Source organism: Bacillus sp. GC_Bacil_1 (assembly GCF_026540675.1).
Lineage (GTDB): Bacteria > Bacillota > Bacilli > Bacillales > Bacillaceae_G > Bacillus_A > Bacillus_A cereus.
The window spans coordinates 1-15,558 of sequence record NZ_JALNUG010000034.1; the positions used below are offsets into that span (position 1 = coordinate 1).

Here is a 15,558-nt window from a genome sequence, read left to right on the forward strand (position 1 = left end):
ACTTGGTCGCTCATTTGCGACTTCCTTATGTTAACATTTCTATTTTGTAATGTCAACTAAGTTTTTCATTTCGTTTGCTGCTTTCGACGTTTTTGTCATCAGCGACTCGTATAATACTACACCTCTAAACTCTAATCGTCAATATGTTTTTCTAAAAAAATATAAAAAGACTTATTTCTTTTTAAAATAAGTCTTTTTATCATGTAACACGCTATCGTTTATTATTTTTCTATAATAGGTAAAGAGACGATAAATCGAATAATACCCTCCTCATATTCAGCTCGAATACTACCACCTTGTAACTCAACAATACTTTTCGCAATCGCAAGCCCAAGTCCAGAACCTTCTGTTACTCTACTTCGAGATTGATCTTTCTTATAGAAACGTTCAAACAAATTCGCTAACTCTTCTCTCGTAAACTCTTCACTATGATTCGCAATTACAATTTGTATATCCCTGCGCTGCCTTTGAAGAGAAACTTTTATCTCTCCATCATCTTTACTATACTTAATCGCATTCATTAGTAAATTATCAAATACACGAACCATCTTTTCCGAATCAATCGATGCATAAGCACGTTCCTCAGGAAACTTCTTAACAAACGTAAGTCCATGCTCTTCCGCCTGCGGTACTAATTCTTCTATTAATTGCTCGAGTAACTCATTCATACAAACTTCTTGTTTTTCTAATACAACTTGTTCATTTGTTAACTTCGTATACTCAAATAAATCTTCTATTAAATTCTTTAACTGCTCCGACTTTGCAAAAGCAATTCTCGTATACTCATCATGTTGTTCTTGATTTTCATATTTAGAATCTCGAAGTAATCGTAAGTAACCCATAATAGAAGTAAGTGGTGTACGTAAATCATGAGATACATTCGTAATAAGCTCATTTTTCTGCTTTTCTAATTTACGTTCTTTTTCTATATTATTCATAAGCTCTTCCGCCATATTATTAATATTCTCAGTTAAAGACGCAATCTCATCTTCACCTTTCTTCTCAATGCGGTACGCTAAGTTTCCTTTTTCTATTTCCTTTACACCTTCTGCCATTGCTTCAATCTGCTTCATCTTTCTCTTTGTTATATAGAAGAAAGAGAAAATGAATACAAGGACACCAATTAAAAATGGGAATGGTCCTTCTACTTTATAATACACTACCTCGCCTTGAGGAATCCCGCTTACAAACATATATAAGTTCTTACCTTCAATTGTAATAGGCGAGAATGTAATAAACTCTTTTCTTGATCTTTCAATATCATTATTATTTGAATAATTGATAGCAAATGAAGTCGCATTACGAATTGTATTATGCAAATTAATTTGTTCTTCTTGCGCTTGCTTCGTTTTATACAAAACTTTACCATTTTCGTCAGTAACTAATATTTTAAAGGCATCATGCTCTTGCTCTAAATTCTCATTTTCTAGTTCTATCATATTTTGTACAGCATCTAATTTATTTTCAGCAACCATCATTTCCGCTGTACTTTGAGCTTTACGATTAATTTGCTCCATACCATCTCTGTAATTAATCTCGGCATGCTGGCTAGCATCTTCAAAAATAGGTGCTACTATCTTCGTTGATACAAAGAGACCTAATAACGCACAAGCAGTAAACGCCGTAATAAGTTGAATCCTTATACTCCGTTTCACGCTCTTTATTATCTTTCCAATCAATTCTCGGATTTTCCTAACATAAGTAAACGGATTAAATATCTTTTTCAATCTTATACCCCACTCCCCATACTGTTTTTATATATCTAGGCTTCCTTGGATTCTCCTCAATCTTTTCACGTACTTTTCGAATATGCACCATTACAGTATTATCAGACTGGAAAGATCGTTCGTTCCACACCTTTTCATAAATTTGCTCCGCACTAAACACCATACCTGGATTTCTAGCTAGCAATTCTAAAATTGAAAATTCCCTCGGGGTTAGTTTCACTTCTTCTCCCTCTACAATAACTTTATGGGTCGAGATATTTATTTTCATCTCTCCAATTTCTAGCTCGTCCTCATTTTGAATAGCAAAACCATTCATTTTCATATAACGGCGTAACTGAGATTTAATTCGTGCAATTAACTCTAATGGGTTAAAGGGCTTCGTTACGTAATCATCTGCTCCTGTTGTTAATCCTAAAATCTTATCCATATCTTGTGTTTTCGCAGAAAGCATAATAATAGGCATCTCTTTCGATTCTCTTACTTTCATACACATATGAATACCATCTACTTTCGGCATCATAATATCTAATACGACTAGATGCACTTCATTTTCTTCCAGTAAACGTAGCCCTTCTTCTCCGTCCCCTGCTTGTAATACTTTATATCCTTCATTCTTTAAATAGATTGTAATTAAATTCCGAATTTCTTTTTCATCATCTACGACAAGTATTGTTTCGTGTGCCACAATATCTCCCCCATTACTTTTTTAATCCCTAACTTCTATTATAGGAAAACTTCTGAAGAAAAACGCTCGGAAATCCTTAAGATTTTCTGAAGACGCAAAAAAGGTCTAGACTCCCCTTAAGTCTAGACCTTTTAAAAAACCCCTTTTATTTACGAACGTAGATGAAATATAGTACGAATAAAACTCCCATAACATACATAATCGGATGAACCTCTTTACGACGACCACTCACAACCATTGTAATTGGATAGAAGATAAATCCAATCGCAATCCCAGTTGCGATACTATACGTAAGTGGCATAGAGATAATTGTAAAGAATGCTGGCACTGCAATCTCGAATTTCTTCCAATCAATTTCCCCTAAAGAAGAAACCATCAAGATTCCTACAATAATTAAAGCTGGTGCCGTTACAGCTGGCGTTACAACACTTAGTAATGGCGAGAAGAATAGTGCCAGTAAGAAGAATCCTGCTGTTACAACTGCTGTAAATCCAGAACGTCCTCCTGCTGCTACCCCTGCAGAAGACTCAATGTAAGACGTTGTTGTTGATGTACCCAAGATTGCACCAATTACAGTTGCAATCGCATCTGCAAATAATGCTTTTCCTGCACGTGGTAATTTATTGTTCTTCATTAATCCAGCTTGATTCGCAACCGCTACAAGCGTACCTGCTGTATCAAAGAAATCGATAAAGAAGAACGTTATAATAACAATCCCCATTTGAACTGTAAAAATATCTCCGAAGTGCGTTAACGCCACACCGAACGTTGGTTCTAGACTCGGTATTGCTCCCACTACAGCTTTCGGAGTATCAATTAATCCTGTTGCCACTCCTAAGATCGCTGTAAGAATCATACCGTAAAATACTGCACCATTAACTTTCTTAATCATGAAGATGATTGTCGTAACAACCCCGAAGATTGCTAGTAACGTTGTGCCCTTTGTTAAGTCCCCCAACCCAACAAGAACAGCATCATTTTTCACGATAATTCCAGCATTTTGGAATCCAAGGAATGCAATGAACAATCCGATACCTGCCGCTACTGCAAACTTTAACTCCGATGGAATTGCATTAATGATTTTTTCACGAATACCTGAAGCAGTAAGAATAATAAAGATAATACCTGACATTAATGTTCCGGCAATAGCCGTTTGCCACGGAATACCCATCGTTAACACTGCTGTATAAGCAAAGAACGCGTTAATTCCCATACCTGGCGCTAAAGCAATTGGATACTTCGCGAAAATACCCATAATTAACGAACCGATTGCTGCCGCTAATGCCGTAGCAACGAATACTGCACCTGGATCCATCCCTGTACCTGCTGGTAACCCTTTAACATTTCCAAGCGACAGCGTAGCAGGATTGACAAACAGTACGTAAGCCATAGATAGAAATGTTGTTAACCCCGCTATGAACTCAGTCTTATAATTGGTACCGAGCTCATCAAATTGAAAATAGCGTTTCATCCTACGTTTCCCCCGTTATATGATTACTCGCCGTATTTCACCCTAGCCCTCTTTTATCCCGAGAAATAAAAAAGGCTTCCATTGCATATATACATGGAAGCGTTCTATAAACAAAGACAAGTTTCCCCTCATCTTTATACAAACGCCTCGTAGTCAAGCCATTTACGGTAGCTAGGTAGAAACTTTCGGGCCATATCCCCGATATTATACGACGGCATAATATTCACTTTTCGTTTGAATTACATACTCATATTAACTCTTGAATGTATTTTTGTCAATTTAAAAGCGAACGTTTTTATAAATTTTTATATTTTCGTTCGTATTAATAACGAAAACAAAAAGATCCATCTATTCATAAATGATAGATGGATCTTTTTTATTACAATACTATTCCCACTCAATAGTTGCTGGTGGCTTACTCGTTACATCATACACGATACGGTTAACGTGTTTTACTTCGTTTACGATACGAACAGAGATTTTCTCTAGTACGTCCCAAGGGATACGTGCCCAGTCAGCTGTCATACCGTCAATAGATGTTACTGCACGGATACCTACTGTGTAATCATAAGTACGCTCGTCACCCATAACACCTACGCTACGCATACCAGGAAGCGCCGTGAAGTATTGCCAGATTTCGCGGTCTAATCCTGCTTTAATAATTTCTTCACGTAAAATCGCATCAGATTCACGAACGATTTCTAATTTCTCTTCTGTGATTTCACCTAATACACGAATACCAAGACCAGGACCTGGGAATGGTTGACGCCATACGATTTCATCAGGAATTCCTAGTTCAGATCCTAATACACGTACTTCATCTTTAAATAACGTATTTAAAGGCTCAATTAATTTGAACTGCATGTCTTCTGGAAGTCCACCAACGTTATGGTGAGATTTAATTGTTTGTGCAGTTGCTGTACCACTTTCAACGATATCTGTGTAAAGTGTACCTTGTGCTAGGAAGTCCATACCTTGTAATTTAGACGCTTCATCATCAAATACGTAAATGAATTCGTTACCGATGATTTTACGTTTTTGTTCTGGATCTTCTACACCTTTTAACTTGTTCATGAAACGTTCTTGTGCATCCACTTTAATAACGTTCATATGGAAGCCTTCGCTAAATGTTTTCATAACGCCTTCTGCTTCACCTTTACGAAGTAAACCGTGGTCAACGAAAATACATGTTAACTGATCGCCGATTGCTTTATGAATTAATACTGCTACAACAGAAGAGTCTACGCCGCCACTAAGTGCACATAGTACTTTTTTGTCTCCAACAGTTTCACGAATCTTTTCTAATTCTACTTCGATAAAGTTCTCCATGTTCCATCCTTCAGAACAACCACATACGCCGAATACGAAGTTTTTAATTAAATCGTTACCGTGCTCAGAGTGACGTACTTCTGGGTGGAATTGTACACCGTATAAGTTTTTCGCTTCATTGCTCATACCAGCAATTGGGCAAGACTCACTTGTTGCGTCTACTACGAATCCTTCAGGTAAACCAGTTACTAAGTCGCCATGGCTCATCCATACAACTTGCTCTTCTGGAAGGTTCGCATATAATTTTGATTCGTTCTCTACTTTAAGAACAGCTTTTCCGTACTCACGGTGGTTGGCACGCTCTACTTTACCACCGAAGTGTTGTGTCATAAGCTGCATACCGTAACAGATACCGAAGATCGGTAAACCTAGTTCGAAGATTTTTTCATCACAATGTAATGCACCTTCACCGTATACGCTATTTGGTCCACCAGAGAAAATAATCCCTTTTGGATTCATTGCTTTAATTTCTTCTGCAGTAATTGTATGTGGATGAAGTTCACTGTATACACCGAACTCACGAATTCGACGTGCTATTAACTGATTGTATTGACTTCCAAAATCTAAAACGATAATTGTATCGTGTTGCTTCTTCAAAATAATCACCCCAACGTTAGTTCTCGTATATAAATATTTTCACCAATTTAGCGAAAAGCATTACTAATATAATAAAAAAAGCCAGTCCTCCGCCTCTAGTCTCATAACAAAGAAAAGGCAGGGGTCTGGCTTTATAAAGAAAGATAGTCTCCGCTCTTTATAAATATAAGACACACTGCCTTCATAGTCAGGTTGTTTACGGTAACCCGGTAGAGACTCTCAAACCATATCATTGAGGATATATGAAGGATCGTTTTATATTATCTTCCTAGATTCTAACAATGAAGTATCTATATGGTCAAGAGAGAAAGCGACAAAATTCTACAGAAATTCATTTCCTTTTCTAAAAAACATAAAAAAACATCCATTTCTATATAGAAATGGATGTTTTTTAGGGCAAACGGAATTACATCATTCCGCCCATACCGCCCATGCCCATGCCGCCCATGTCAGGCATTGCTGGCGCATTTGGTTCTGGCTTGTCAGCTACTACAGCTTCAGTTGTTAAGAACATAGCTGCAACAGATGCTGCGTTTTGAAGTGCAGAACGAGTTACTTTAGCTGGATCTACGATACCAGACTCAAGCATGTTAACCCATTCGCCAGTAGCTGCGTTGAAACCAACGCCTACTTTTTCGCCTTTTAGACGCTCTACAACTACAGATCCTTCTAGACCAGCGTTGATTGCGATTTGACGAACTGGCTCTTCTAGTGCGCGAAGTACGATGTTGATACCTGTTGCTTCGTCACCTTCTGCTACGATAGAAGCTACTTTCGTGTATACGTTCATAAGTGAAGTACCACCACCTGCAACGATACCTTCTTCTACTGCTGCACGAGTTGAGTTAAGTGCATCTTCAATGCGAAGTTTGCGCTCTTTTAACTCAGTTTCAGTTGCTGCACCTACTTTAATTACCGCTACGCCACCTGCTAGTTTAGCAAGTCGCTCTTGTAATTTTTCACGATCGAATTCAGAAGTTGTTTCTTCTAATTGCGCACGAATTTGACCGATGCGAGCTGCGATTTGCTCTGTATTTCCAATACCTTCAACTACAGTTGTGTTTTCTTTTGTAACAACAACTTTACCAGCGCGTCCTAAAGATTCAACTGTAGCAGATTTTAAGTCACGACCTAATTCTTCAGTGATTACTTCGCCACCAGTTAAGATTGCGATATCTTCTAGCATTGCTTTACGACGGTCACCAAATCCAGGAGCTTTAACAGCTACTACATTGAATGTACCACGAAGTTTGTTCACTACTAATGTAGCTAAAGCTTCGCCTTCTACATCTTCAGCAATGATAAGAAGTGGTTTACCTTGTTGTACCACTTGCTCTAATACCGGTAAGATTTCTTGAATGTTAGAAATCTTTTTGTCAGTAATTAAGATATATGGGTTATCAAGAACTGCTTCCATTTTGTCAGAATCAGTAATCATGTAAGGAGATGCATATCCACGATCAAATTGCATACCTTCTACTACGTCTAATTCTGTCGTGAATCCTTTAGACTCTTCTAAAGTAATAACGCCATCGTTACCAACGCGCTCCATTGCTTCAGCGATTAATTGACCTACTTCTTCGTCAGCTGCAGAAATAGCAGCTACTTGTGCGATAGAAGATTTGCCTTCGATTGGTTTAGAAATCGTTTTTAATTCTTCAATTGCAGCAGTAACAGCTTTTTCGATACCTTTACGAAGACCCATTGGGTTAGCACCAGCTGTTACGTTTTTAAGACCTTCACGAATCATAGCTTGCGCTAATACAGTTGCAGTTGTTGTTCCGTCACCAGCTACGTCATTTGTTTTGCTAGCAACTTCTGCTACTAATTTCGCACCCATGTTTTCGAATGCATCTTCTAATTCGATTTCTTTTGCGATTGTTACACCATCATTTGTAATAAGTGGTGAACCAAATTTTTTCTCAAGTACAACGTTACGACCTTTTGGTCCAAGCGTAACTTTTACTGCGTTTGCAAGAGTGTCGACACCGCGAAGCATCGAACGACGTGCTTCTTCACTAAATTTAATATCTTTTGCCATAATAATTGACCCCCTTGGATTTTTTAAGATTTATATAATTAACCGATAACTGCTAAAATGTCACTTTCACGTAAAATCAAGTAGTCTGTACCTTCATATTTCACTTCAGTACCTGCATATTTTGAGAAGATGATAAGATCACCTGCTGCTACCTCTAAAGCAACACGCTCACCATTCTCAAGCACTCGACCAGTACCTACTGCAACAACTTTACCCTCTTGTGGTTTTTCTTTTGCAGTATCTGGTAATACGATACCACTTGCTGTTTTTTCTTCTGCTTGAACAAGCTCAATTACAACGCGATCACCTAATGGCTTTAGCATGAACAATAACCTCCTCATTTTGTTATGTAAATTTCTTTTATTAGCACTCAAGTCATCCGAGTGCTAACACACTTATAATAATAAATAATCTCAATTTCTTTTGCAAGTAAAAAAATCATAATTTTTTCGCAAATCACTATATAAACTTTCTATATAGAATACTGCCTTTACTATATGAATCGTTGTTTCCACTGCTCGTATGTTACAATATGAAAGGACACCCTAAGTTGTTTTCGCTACACACACAACTTTCTCCTGTCTTCTATTATAATTTCAAATAAGGATTTACGAAAAAAACATAATTCAAGTGAGGTTCATATCGTAGGTAGCATATTTACATGTTATCCTAACTTATCTCATACACTATAGTTAGAAAGGATGGTTAAACCATTTGAAGAAACAATACTGGTGGATTATCGTTACATACATTTTAATGCAGTTATCTGGCGTTGTTGGATTGCCACTTCTCCTAAAAACAGGACTCTATGATAATAGAGGATTTACCATTGAGGAAAAAGGACAAATCATAACGGGACACTGGGCAATTATTAGCTTCTTTGTTGCATTATGTATCGTACTTTGGTTACTTAGAACGGATATTCGTGACAGGCATTTAGATCCAAAGCGCTCTTCTGCTCCAGCTACTATTGGATGGATTTTCATCGGGTTCTTCTTGGCTTTCTTTTCACAAATAGTTGCTGGTATGATCGAGATGCAGCTGCTAGGAATTAAACAAGGTTCAGAAAATACAATGAAACTGATGGAGATTGCAAGAACCACACCTTGGTTCCTTATTGTTGTATCTATAATTGGACCTATCTTAGAAGAAATCGTATTTAGAAAAATTTTATTTGGTGCACTTTATAAGAAGTTTAACTTCTTTATCGCAGCTATCATTAGTTCGCTTGTATTCGCAGCAATTCATTTTGATTTTACTCATTTATTGGTATACACTGCTATGGGGCTCGTATTCGCCTTCTTATATGTGAAGACGAAGCGTATTATCGTTCCGATTGCAGCTCATGTTGCGATGAATACATTAGTCGCTATTGGGCAAATTTTTATGAGCAATGAGCAAATTCAAGAAATGATTAAAGAAGCTGAAAAAATGCAAGGCTTTATCGGAGGATTTTTTGTATGAGAAACTCACCATTGTTCATGGCTGCACTATACTTCCTTCTTGGATGTATCTTTACACGCTTCGCCATTACGAACGTGACAGATACAATCTGGAATGTGTGGACAATACTATTTGCAGTTATGGCAACAATTGATTTTAATTTGGCACTTCGCCTTATATTAGTTAAATTCACAAAGAAGAAACAATAATAAAACGCAGAGGTCGCTTCCTCTGCGTTTTATTGTGGATAGTTTTTCAAAAAGTAAACTAATGTTTGTAACTCTACAGCTAAATCAATATGATGAATTCTAATATTCTCTGATACGTTTAATCGTGCTGGTGTGAAATTCAAAATACCATGCACGCTCGTTTCAGCTAATCTATCTGCTACAGCTTGTGCTACTGTAGCCGGTACTGTTAATATTGCCACTTGTATATCATTTGATAATCTCTCTTCTAATTCATCTAAATGGTATACAGGAATGCCCCCGATTTCTGTTCCAACTTTCTCTTCACTAACATCAAATGCCATTTCAATTTTTGTATTATTGTTTTTCGTGAAATTATAATGTAAGAAAGCGGTCCCTAAATTACCTACTCCAATAAGTGCTACACGCGTTATATCATCTTGATCAAGTGTTTCGCGGAAAAATGATAATAAATAATTTACGTTATATCCATATCCCTTTTTCCCTAACGCTCCAAAATACGAAAAATCTCTTCGTATTGTTGCGGAATCTACTTTTACCGCTTCACTCAATTCGGCCGATGAAACACGCTGCTTACCAGAAAGAGATAAGTTTTGGATAAATCGATAGTATAGAGGCAATCTTTTAGCAGTGGCTTGTGGAATCTTTTGCTGATCCATATGACCTCTCCTCTCTTCCTATCTTTATTCATATACTTTAATCAAATACAGAAGTTTAGCACTCATTAAATTCCTTGTATAATAAAGAGAAGAAGTATTCTCTCTTATTTTAAACTATACACTATTTTTAGTATGATTGAGAAATATAAACATGGCAAAGTTAAGAAATTATTTGAGGTGAAAACATTGATTTTATTACAAGTAAATGGACTTTCGAAATTATACGGTGCAGAAACAATTCTTGCAAACATAAAATTGGAAGTACAAACAAAAGATCGTATCGCATTAGTTGGAAGGAATGGAGCTGGAAAATCTACATTATTAAAAATTATCGCTGGTGAGTTATCACATGATGGTGGCGAAATTATAAAACCGAAAGATGTCTCAATCGGGTATTTAGCTCAAAATACCGGCCTAGAAACGTCTTTAACAATTTGGGATGAAATGCTAACCGTCTTTACCCACTTACAGCAAATGGAGACAAAACTTCGAAGGCTTGAGCAAGAAATGGGCAAAGAAGAAAACTTTTCAAACGAAGCTACATACGAAAGATTGTTAGCTGATTATGACCAATTGCAACTCAATTATAAAGATCAAGGTGGATATCAATATGAAGCGGATATTCGCTCCATTTTAAGCGGCCTTGGCTTCCCAGTTGAAACGCACCAGACGACGATTTCTACTTTAAGCGGTGGGCAAAAAACAAGATTAGCTCTCGGAAAATTATTATTAACAAAACCAGACTTACTTATTTTGGACGAGCCTACAAACCATTTAGACATCGAAACATTAACATGGCTTGAGCAATATTTACAAGGTTATCCTGGCGCAATATTAATCGTTTCACATGACCGTTATTTCTTAGACAAACTTGTTACACAAGTATATGAAATTTCGAATAAAGAAAGCAGACGATTTGTTGGTAACTACAGTAAATATTTAGACTTAAAATCAGCATTATATGAGCAAGAAATGAAACGTTACGAAAAACAACAAGATGAAATCGCAAAACTTGAGGACTTCGTTCAAAAGAATATAGCTCGCGCCTCTACAACGAAACGTGCTCAAAGTCGCCGTAAACAACTAGACAGAATGGAATTATTAACGAGACCATTAGGGGATTCTAAGTCAGCATCATTCCACTTCGATATTGAAAAGCAAAGTGGAAATGATGTTTTACAAGTAAAGGATGCAACCATTGGCTATGATGAGGACCCTATAATTGAAAACGTAACTATGCGCTTAACTCGCGGAGATAGTGTTGCTTTAGTTGGTCCAAACGGAATTGGGAAATCCACATTATTAAAATCTATTGTGAATAAGTTACCACTATTAAATGGTGATGTTTCTTTCGGATCAAATGTATCTGTTGGTTATTATGATCAAGAACAAGCAAACTTAACATCTTCTAAACGGGTTTTAAATGAACTATGGGATGAATATCCACTGCAACCTGAAAAAGAAATCCGTACTATACTCGGGAACTTTTTATTTACAGGAGATGATGTACTGAAACCAGTATCTTCCCTTAGTGGTGGACAAAAAGCTCGATTAGCTCTTGCGAAGCTTATGATGCAAAAGTCAAATTTATTAATTCTGGATGAGCCTACGAACCACCTTGATTTAAATAGTAAAGAGATTTTAGAGAATGCTTTAATTGATTATCCAGGGACTCTTCTATTTGTCTCACATGACCGCTACTTCATTAACCGTGTAACAACGACTGTGATTGAGTTATCAACAGAAGGTGCACAGGAATATTTAGGGGATTACGATTACTATGTGGAGAAGAAAAATGAAATGATTGAACGCGCAGCATTTGAACAACTTGAACAGCAAGAAAATCAGGCACCTGTTCAAAAAACTGTAGCTCAAGAAAAATTAAATTATCTCGAAGAAAAAGAGCGTAAACAATTAGAACGTCAACGCACTCGAAAAATTGAAGAACTAGAACAAAACATCGTAAACTTAGAAGAAGAAATTGCTACGTTAGAAGATCAACTTTGCTTACCAGAAATATATGCAGATTATGAAAAAGCGAGTGAAATTACAACTAAAAAACAAACGCTACAAGTACAACTTGAAACTTGTATGGCAGAGTGGGAAGAGCTGCATGTATAAGAGTATTTAAATAAGAAAGATGTCTCATCAGTCATGATTTTTGACTATGTGACATCTTTTTTCTTTAAGTACATAAATAATTTTTTGAATATATCAATGGTAACTCGGAATATATCAACCAATTTTCAAATACATCTATCGTAACCCTATATATATAAACGATTCGACACGAAATATCGATTTACCGACAAGGATTGACAATATCAGCACCCTCTATAATAGAAGGATATTTCAAAATGTTTTTCAGGGATATCTTCTTACTTTTTATTTCCCGAAAAACAATATATTCAAAGGTCAGACTTCATCTAGTTTATCCACAAACTTATACACATATCCACCTTTATAAAATAGCTATCAAAACAACTTTTACACATTATCCACAACTATCAAAAAAGATATCAACACTTTATATACACAACAAAACCCACATTATCAACAGATAATATGGGTTTTATCCACAAGCTGTGGTTAATTATGTGCATAACTATGCTTCAATATCTAATCCTGGATTCGCATTTAAGGCTAATGTTGCACGCTTGCCTTGTTCATACGCAATTGTCCCTGCCGCTGCAATCATTGCTGCATTATCTGTGCATAAAGATAGCGGTGGAATAATTAGTTCAATGTTTTCTTTTTGTGCAAATTCTTCTTCTAATCGCGCACGAAGTCCTTTATTAGCAGCTACTCCACCAGCAAGAAGTAATTGCTTTACATTATAAGCCTCTGCTGCACGAGCTGCTTTCGTTACAAGTACATCTATTACACTTTCTTGGAAACTTGCCGCTAAATCTTCTGGTTTAATTTCTATACCACGTTGTTTCGCGTTATGCACAGTGTTGATAACTGCTGATTTCAATCCACTAAAGCTAAAATCATATGAATTCGGTTCTAGCCATGCACGAGGCAAATCAATTGTTGGTTCTCCTTCATGTGCAAGACGATCAATATGAGGACCACCTGGATATGGCATAGATAACGTACGAGCTACTTTATCATATGCTTCTCCAGCTGCATCATCTCGCGTTTCACCAATTACTTCAAATGAACCATGTTCTTTCATATAAACAAGTTCTGTATGCCCACCAGATACAACAAGTGATAATAGCGGGAATTGAACTTCTTTTACTAAACGGTTCGCATAAATATGGCCAGCAATATGATGAACACCGACTAACGGAATATCATGTGCAAAAGCTACTGCCTTCGCTGCATTTACCCCAATTAAAAGTGCTCCTACTAAACCAGGCCCTTCTGTTACAGCAATTGCATCAATATCATCAAATGTGATATTTGCTTCTTTTAAAGCTTCTTCTAACACAACTGTAATTTCTTCTACATGATGACGGGATGCAATCTCTGGTACAACCCCGCCAAAACGTTTATGACTTTCGATTTGTGATGCAACGACATTCGCAATAATTTCCGTTCCATTTTTAACAACCGCTACCGCTGTTTCATCACAGCTTGTTTCAATCCCAAGTATAATCGTATTTTTTTCCATTATATATTCACCCACATTACAAGACCATCTTCCTGATTGTCTGCATAGTATCGTTTACGAATTCCACCATTTTGAAATCCGTATTTTTTGTACAACTGCTTTGCTACTTCATTTGATACACGTACTTCAAGCGTCATTGTTTTTACCCCTAGTTCTTTCGCTTCTGAAATAACTGCTTTCAATAAGGCATCTCCTAATTTTTGACCTCGGTATTCTGGCAAAATAGCTATATTTGTTATATGTGATTCATCAATGATTATCCACAATCCACAATATCCGATTACACGACCATCTTTTTCTAACACAATATAATGTGCATGTTCATTCATCGTTAATTCACGGTGAAAGGCATCTGCAGTCCAAGGAGTTGAAAAAGACACTTCTTCAATAGCTACAATTTGAGCAATATCATCAAGTTCCATCTTTCTAAATATCATATCCATCTTCTGCAAGGCCCCTACTTGTTTTGACTTTCTAACCACTTTGTTTCAGCTTCAGCTAAACGAAGATAGCTCGGAACAAACGTATGCACATCTTGTTCTTCTTTTTGTAACCCTAAGAATGCTAGCTCACTTGGTCTTGGATTATTTTTAGTAAACGGAGCGAATACAGCTTGATCACCTAAATGTTCTATAATTATTTCTTTATGCAATTTAACATCATTACCGATAAATAAAACAGGCTGTCCTTTATCTTTTAACATTTGCAACCAGTCCACAATAAGAATAATTCGGTCTTCTTCTATTGAAGTTAACTGCTCTCCTTCATATGTATATAATCCAGTATAGATTTGCCCACGTCTTCCATCAAATAAAGGACAAATTAATCCATTAAAGTTAGCACCGTTTGCAGCTACTACCTCTAAACTTGATACACCTACAATTGGTATTTGAAGTGACCAAGCTAATGTTTTTGCCGCTGTCACGCCTATGCGAACACCTGTATATGATCCAGGTCCAGCAGCTACTATGATTTTAGTTAATTCCTTCGGTTTTACACCACATTCTTTTAACAGTTGCTCTACAGCTGGCATAAGACGTACAGAATGGTTTTTCGTCAAATTTGTAATGATTTCCCCAATCACGTTTCCTTCCTCAATAAGGGATACACCCATTACGTAATTTGAAGTATCAATTGCTAGTACTTTCATCTTGTAATAGCTCCTCACATAATCTAATATAGCGATCTCCAATTGGCTCGAGTATAATTTTTCTTGTGTCATCTCCCGCATGGAATAAACTAATTTGTAACTTTTCATTCGGTAAATATGCTTCTATTAAATGAGCCCATTCCACTACCGTAATTCCTTCACCGTAGAAATACTCATCAAAGCCTAAGTCCTCTTCGCTTTCTGCTAAGCGATACACATCCATATGATATAGTGGTAATCTTCCTTTATATTCTTTAATAATATTAAAGGTAGGACTATTTACAACTCTTTTCACTCCAAGACCTTTTGCTAGCCCCTTTGTAAAAGTCGTCTTCCCAGCTCCAAGATCTCCTTCTAAAATAATTACATCTTGTGCCTCTACGAGTTCACCTAGTTTTTCTGATAACCTTTGTGTTTCCGCAGAAGATTTTGTTGTTACTTCATATTTGCTCACAGACTTCACCTACTTTACTCACAATGTTCTCTGCTCTTTATTATACAGGTTTTGAATATATAAAAAAGTCCTTAGGAGTTGTCCTAAGGATAGTTTGACTGTCTTTATTAGTTTTTTGTTAAAACAAATAAAAAAATACGAAACAATTTGTTTCGTTCTTTTCTTTATATA

Annotated in this window: 14 protein-coding genes and 2 riboswitches; of the genes, 3 read left to right on the forward strand and 11 right to left on the reverse strand. The window is 36.6% G+C overall.

Annotated features, from left to right (window positions below):
- Positions 1-221: 221 nt before the first annotated feature.
- The 6 genes from OXT04_RS28920 to groES form a co-directional block, all read right to left on the reverse strand.
- Positions 222-1,727 (reverse strand): HAMP domain-containing sensor histidine kinase, encoded by a 1,506-nt coding sequence (locus OXT04_RS28920; RefSeq protein ID WP_000719238.1) that lies wholly within the window; start codon positions 1,725-1,727, stop codon positions 222-224.
- Entirely contained in the window at positions 1,711-2,412 is a 702-nt protein-coding gene (locus OXT04_RS28925; protein WP_000929891.1) for a response regulator transcription factor, read from the reverse strand. Before OXT04_RS28925 ends, OXT04_RS28920 begins: the two co-directional genes overlap by 17 nt.
- Positions 2,413-2,557: 145 nt before the next feature.
- Entirely contained in the window at positions 2,558-3,883 is a 1,326-nt protein-coding gene (locus OXT04_RS28930) for an NCS2 family permease (RefSeq protein WP_000833096.1), read from the reverse strand.
- Positions 3,884-4,013: 130 nt separating this feature from the next.
- Positions 4,014-4,115, reverse strand: a riboswitch (purine riboswitch).
- 155 nt (positions 4,116-4,270) lie between these two features.
- On the reverse strand, positions 4,271-5,809 hold the full coding sequence (guaA, locus tag OXT04_RS28935) for a glutamine-hydrolyzing GMP synthase (RefSeq protein WP_000743908.1): 1,539 nt from the start codon (positions 5,807-5,809) through the stop codon (positions 4,271-4,273).
- A gap of 164 nt (positions 5,810-5,973) precedes the next feature.
- Positions 5,974-6,075, reverse strand: a riboswitch (purine riboswitch).
- A 140-nt stretch (positions 6,076-6,215) separates the two neighbouring features.
- Complete coding sequence (groL, locus tag OXT04_RS28940; RefSeq protein WP_001029992.1) at positions 6,216-7,850, reverse strand: chaperonin GroEL; 1,635 nt, start codon at positions 7,848-7,850, stop codon at positions 6,216-6,218.
- Between the two features lie 38 nt (positions 7,851-7,888).
- Positions 7,889-8,173, reverse strand: coding sequence for a co-chaperone GroES (gene groES / locus OXT04_RS28945; RefSeq protein ID WP_000917311.1), 285 nt, complete (start codon positions 8,171-8,173; stop codon positions 7,889-7,891).
- 391 nt (positions 8,174-8,564) lie between these two features.
- Between groES and OXT04_RS28950 the strand changes: the two genes are divergently transcribed.
- Positions 8,565-9,314, forward strand: coding sequence for a CPBP family intramembrane glutamic endopeptidase (locus OXT04_RS28950; protein WP_000745326.1), 750 nt, complete (start codon positions 8,565-8,567; stop codon positions 9,312-9,314).
- Positions 9,311-9,502: a YdiK family protein gene (locus OXT04_RS28955; protein WP_001246204.1), complete on the forward strand. Its 192-nt coding sequence runs from the start codon at positions 9,311-9,313 to the stop codon at positions 9,500-9,502. The genes OXT04_RS28950 and OXT04_RS28955 overlap by 4 nt, the downstream gene beginning before the upstream one ends.
- 29 nt (positions 9,503-9,531) lie before the next feature.
- Here the strand turns inward: OXT04_RS28955 and OXT04_RS28960 are convergent, their stop codons facing one another.
- Positions 9,532-10,161 (reverse strand): redox-sensing transcriptional repressor Rex, encoded by a 630-nt coding sequence (locus OXT04_RS28960; RefSeq protein ID WP_000372699.1) that lies wholly within the window; start codon positions 10,159-10,161, stop codon positions 9,532-9,534.
- 186 nt (positions 10,162-10,347) lie between these two features.
- On the opposite strand from OXT04_RS28960, the gene OXT04_RS28965 reads away from it, so the two are divergent.
- The gene (locus OXT04_RS28965) at positions 10,348-12,282 is read left to right on the forward strand and encodes an ABC-F family ATP-binding cassette domain-containing protein (protein WP_000602180.1); all 1,935 of its coding nucleotides are present in this window, start codon (positions 10,348-10,350) and stop codon (positions 12,280-12,282) included.
- A gap of 484 nt (positions 12,283-12,766) precedes the next feature.
- Here the strand turns inward: OXT04_RS28965 and tsaD are convergent, their stop codons facing one another.
- From tsaD to tsaE, 4 genes are read right to left on the reverse strand one after another with little or no spacing between them, the layout of a single operon-like run.
- Positions 12,767-13,783, reverse strand: a complete 1,017-nt coding sequence (tsaD, locus tag OXT04_RS28970) for a tRNA (adenosine(37)-N6)-threonylcarbamoyltransferase complex transferase subunit TsaD (protein WP_000414595.1) — start codon at positions 13,781-13,783, stop codon at positions 12,767-12,769.
- The gene (rimI, locus tag OXT04_RS28975; RefSeq protein WP_000367207.1) at positions 13,783-14,226 is read right to left on the reverse strand and encodes a ribosomal protein S18-alanine N-acetyltransferase; all 444 of its coding nucleotides are present in this window, start codon (positions 14,224-14,226) and stop codon (positions 13,783-13,785) included. Before rimI ends, tsaD begins: the two co-directional genes overlap by 1 nt.
- A gap of 14 nt (positions 14,227-14,240) precedes the next feature.
- A complete protein-coding gene (tsaB, locus tag OXT04_RS28980) occupies positions 14,241-14,933 on the reverse strand; it encodes a tRNA (adenosine(37)-N6)-threonylcarbamoyltransferase complex dimerization subunit type 1 TsaB (protein WP_065229653.1) in 693 nt (230 codons plus the stop codon).
- Entirely contained in the window at positions 14,914-15,387 is a 474-nt protein-coding gene (tsaE, locus tag OXT04_RS28985) for a tRNA (adenosine(37)-N6)-threonylcarbamoyltransferase complex ATPase subunit type 1 TsaE (RefSeq protein WP_000049640.1), read from the reverse strand. Before tsaE ends, tsaB begins: the two co-directional genes overlap by 20 nt.
- Positions 15,388-15,558 lie beyond the last annotated feature (171 nt).

Excerpts from the sequence above, each read along its gene's own strand:
- OXT04_RS28930 (WP_000833096.1), bottom strand. The coding sequence starts at position 3,883 with ATGAAACGCTATTTTCAATTTGATGAGCTCGGTACCAATTATAAGACT.
- groL (WP_001029992.1), bottom strand. The coding sequence starts at position 7,850 with ATGGCAAAAGATATTAAATTTAGTGAAGAAGCACGTCGTTCGATGCTT.
- groES (WP_000917311.1), bottom strand. The coding sequence starts at position 8,173 with ATGCTAAAGCCATTAGGTGATCGCGTTGTAATTGAGCTTGTTCAAGCA.
- OXT04_RS28955 (WP_001246204.1), top strand. The coding sequence starts at position 9,311 with ATGAGAAACTCACCATTGTTCATGGCTGCACTATACTTCCTTCTTGGA.
- OXT04_RS28960 (WP_000372699.1), bottom strand. The coding sequence starts at position 10,161 with ATGGATCAGCAAAAGATTCCACAAGCCACTGCTAAAAGATTGCCTCTA.
- tsaD (WP_000414595.1), bottom strand. The coding sequence starts at position 13,783 with ATGGAAAAAAATACGATTATACTTGGGATTGAAACAAGCTGTGATGAA.
- rimI (WP_000367207.1), bottom strand. The coding sequence starts at position 14,226 with ATGGATATGATATTTAGAAAGATGGAACTTGATGATATTGCTCAAATT.
- tsaB (WP_065229653.1), bottom strand. The coding sequence starts at position 14,933 with ATGAAAGTACTAGCAATTGATACTTCAAATTACGTAATGGGTGTATCC.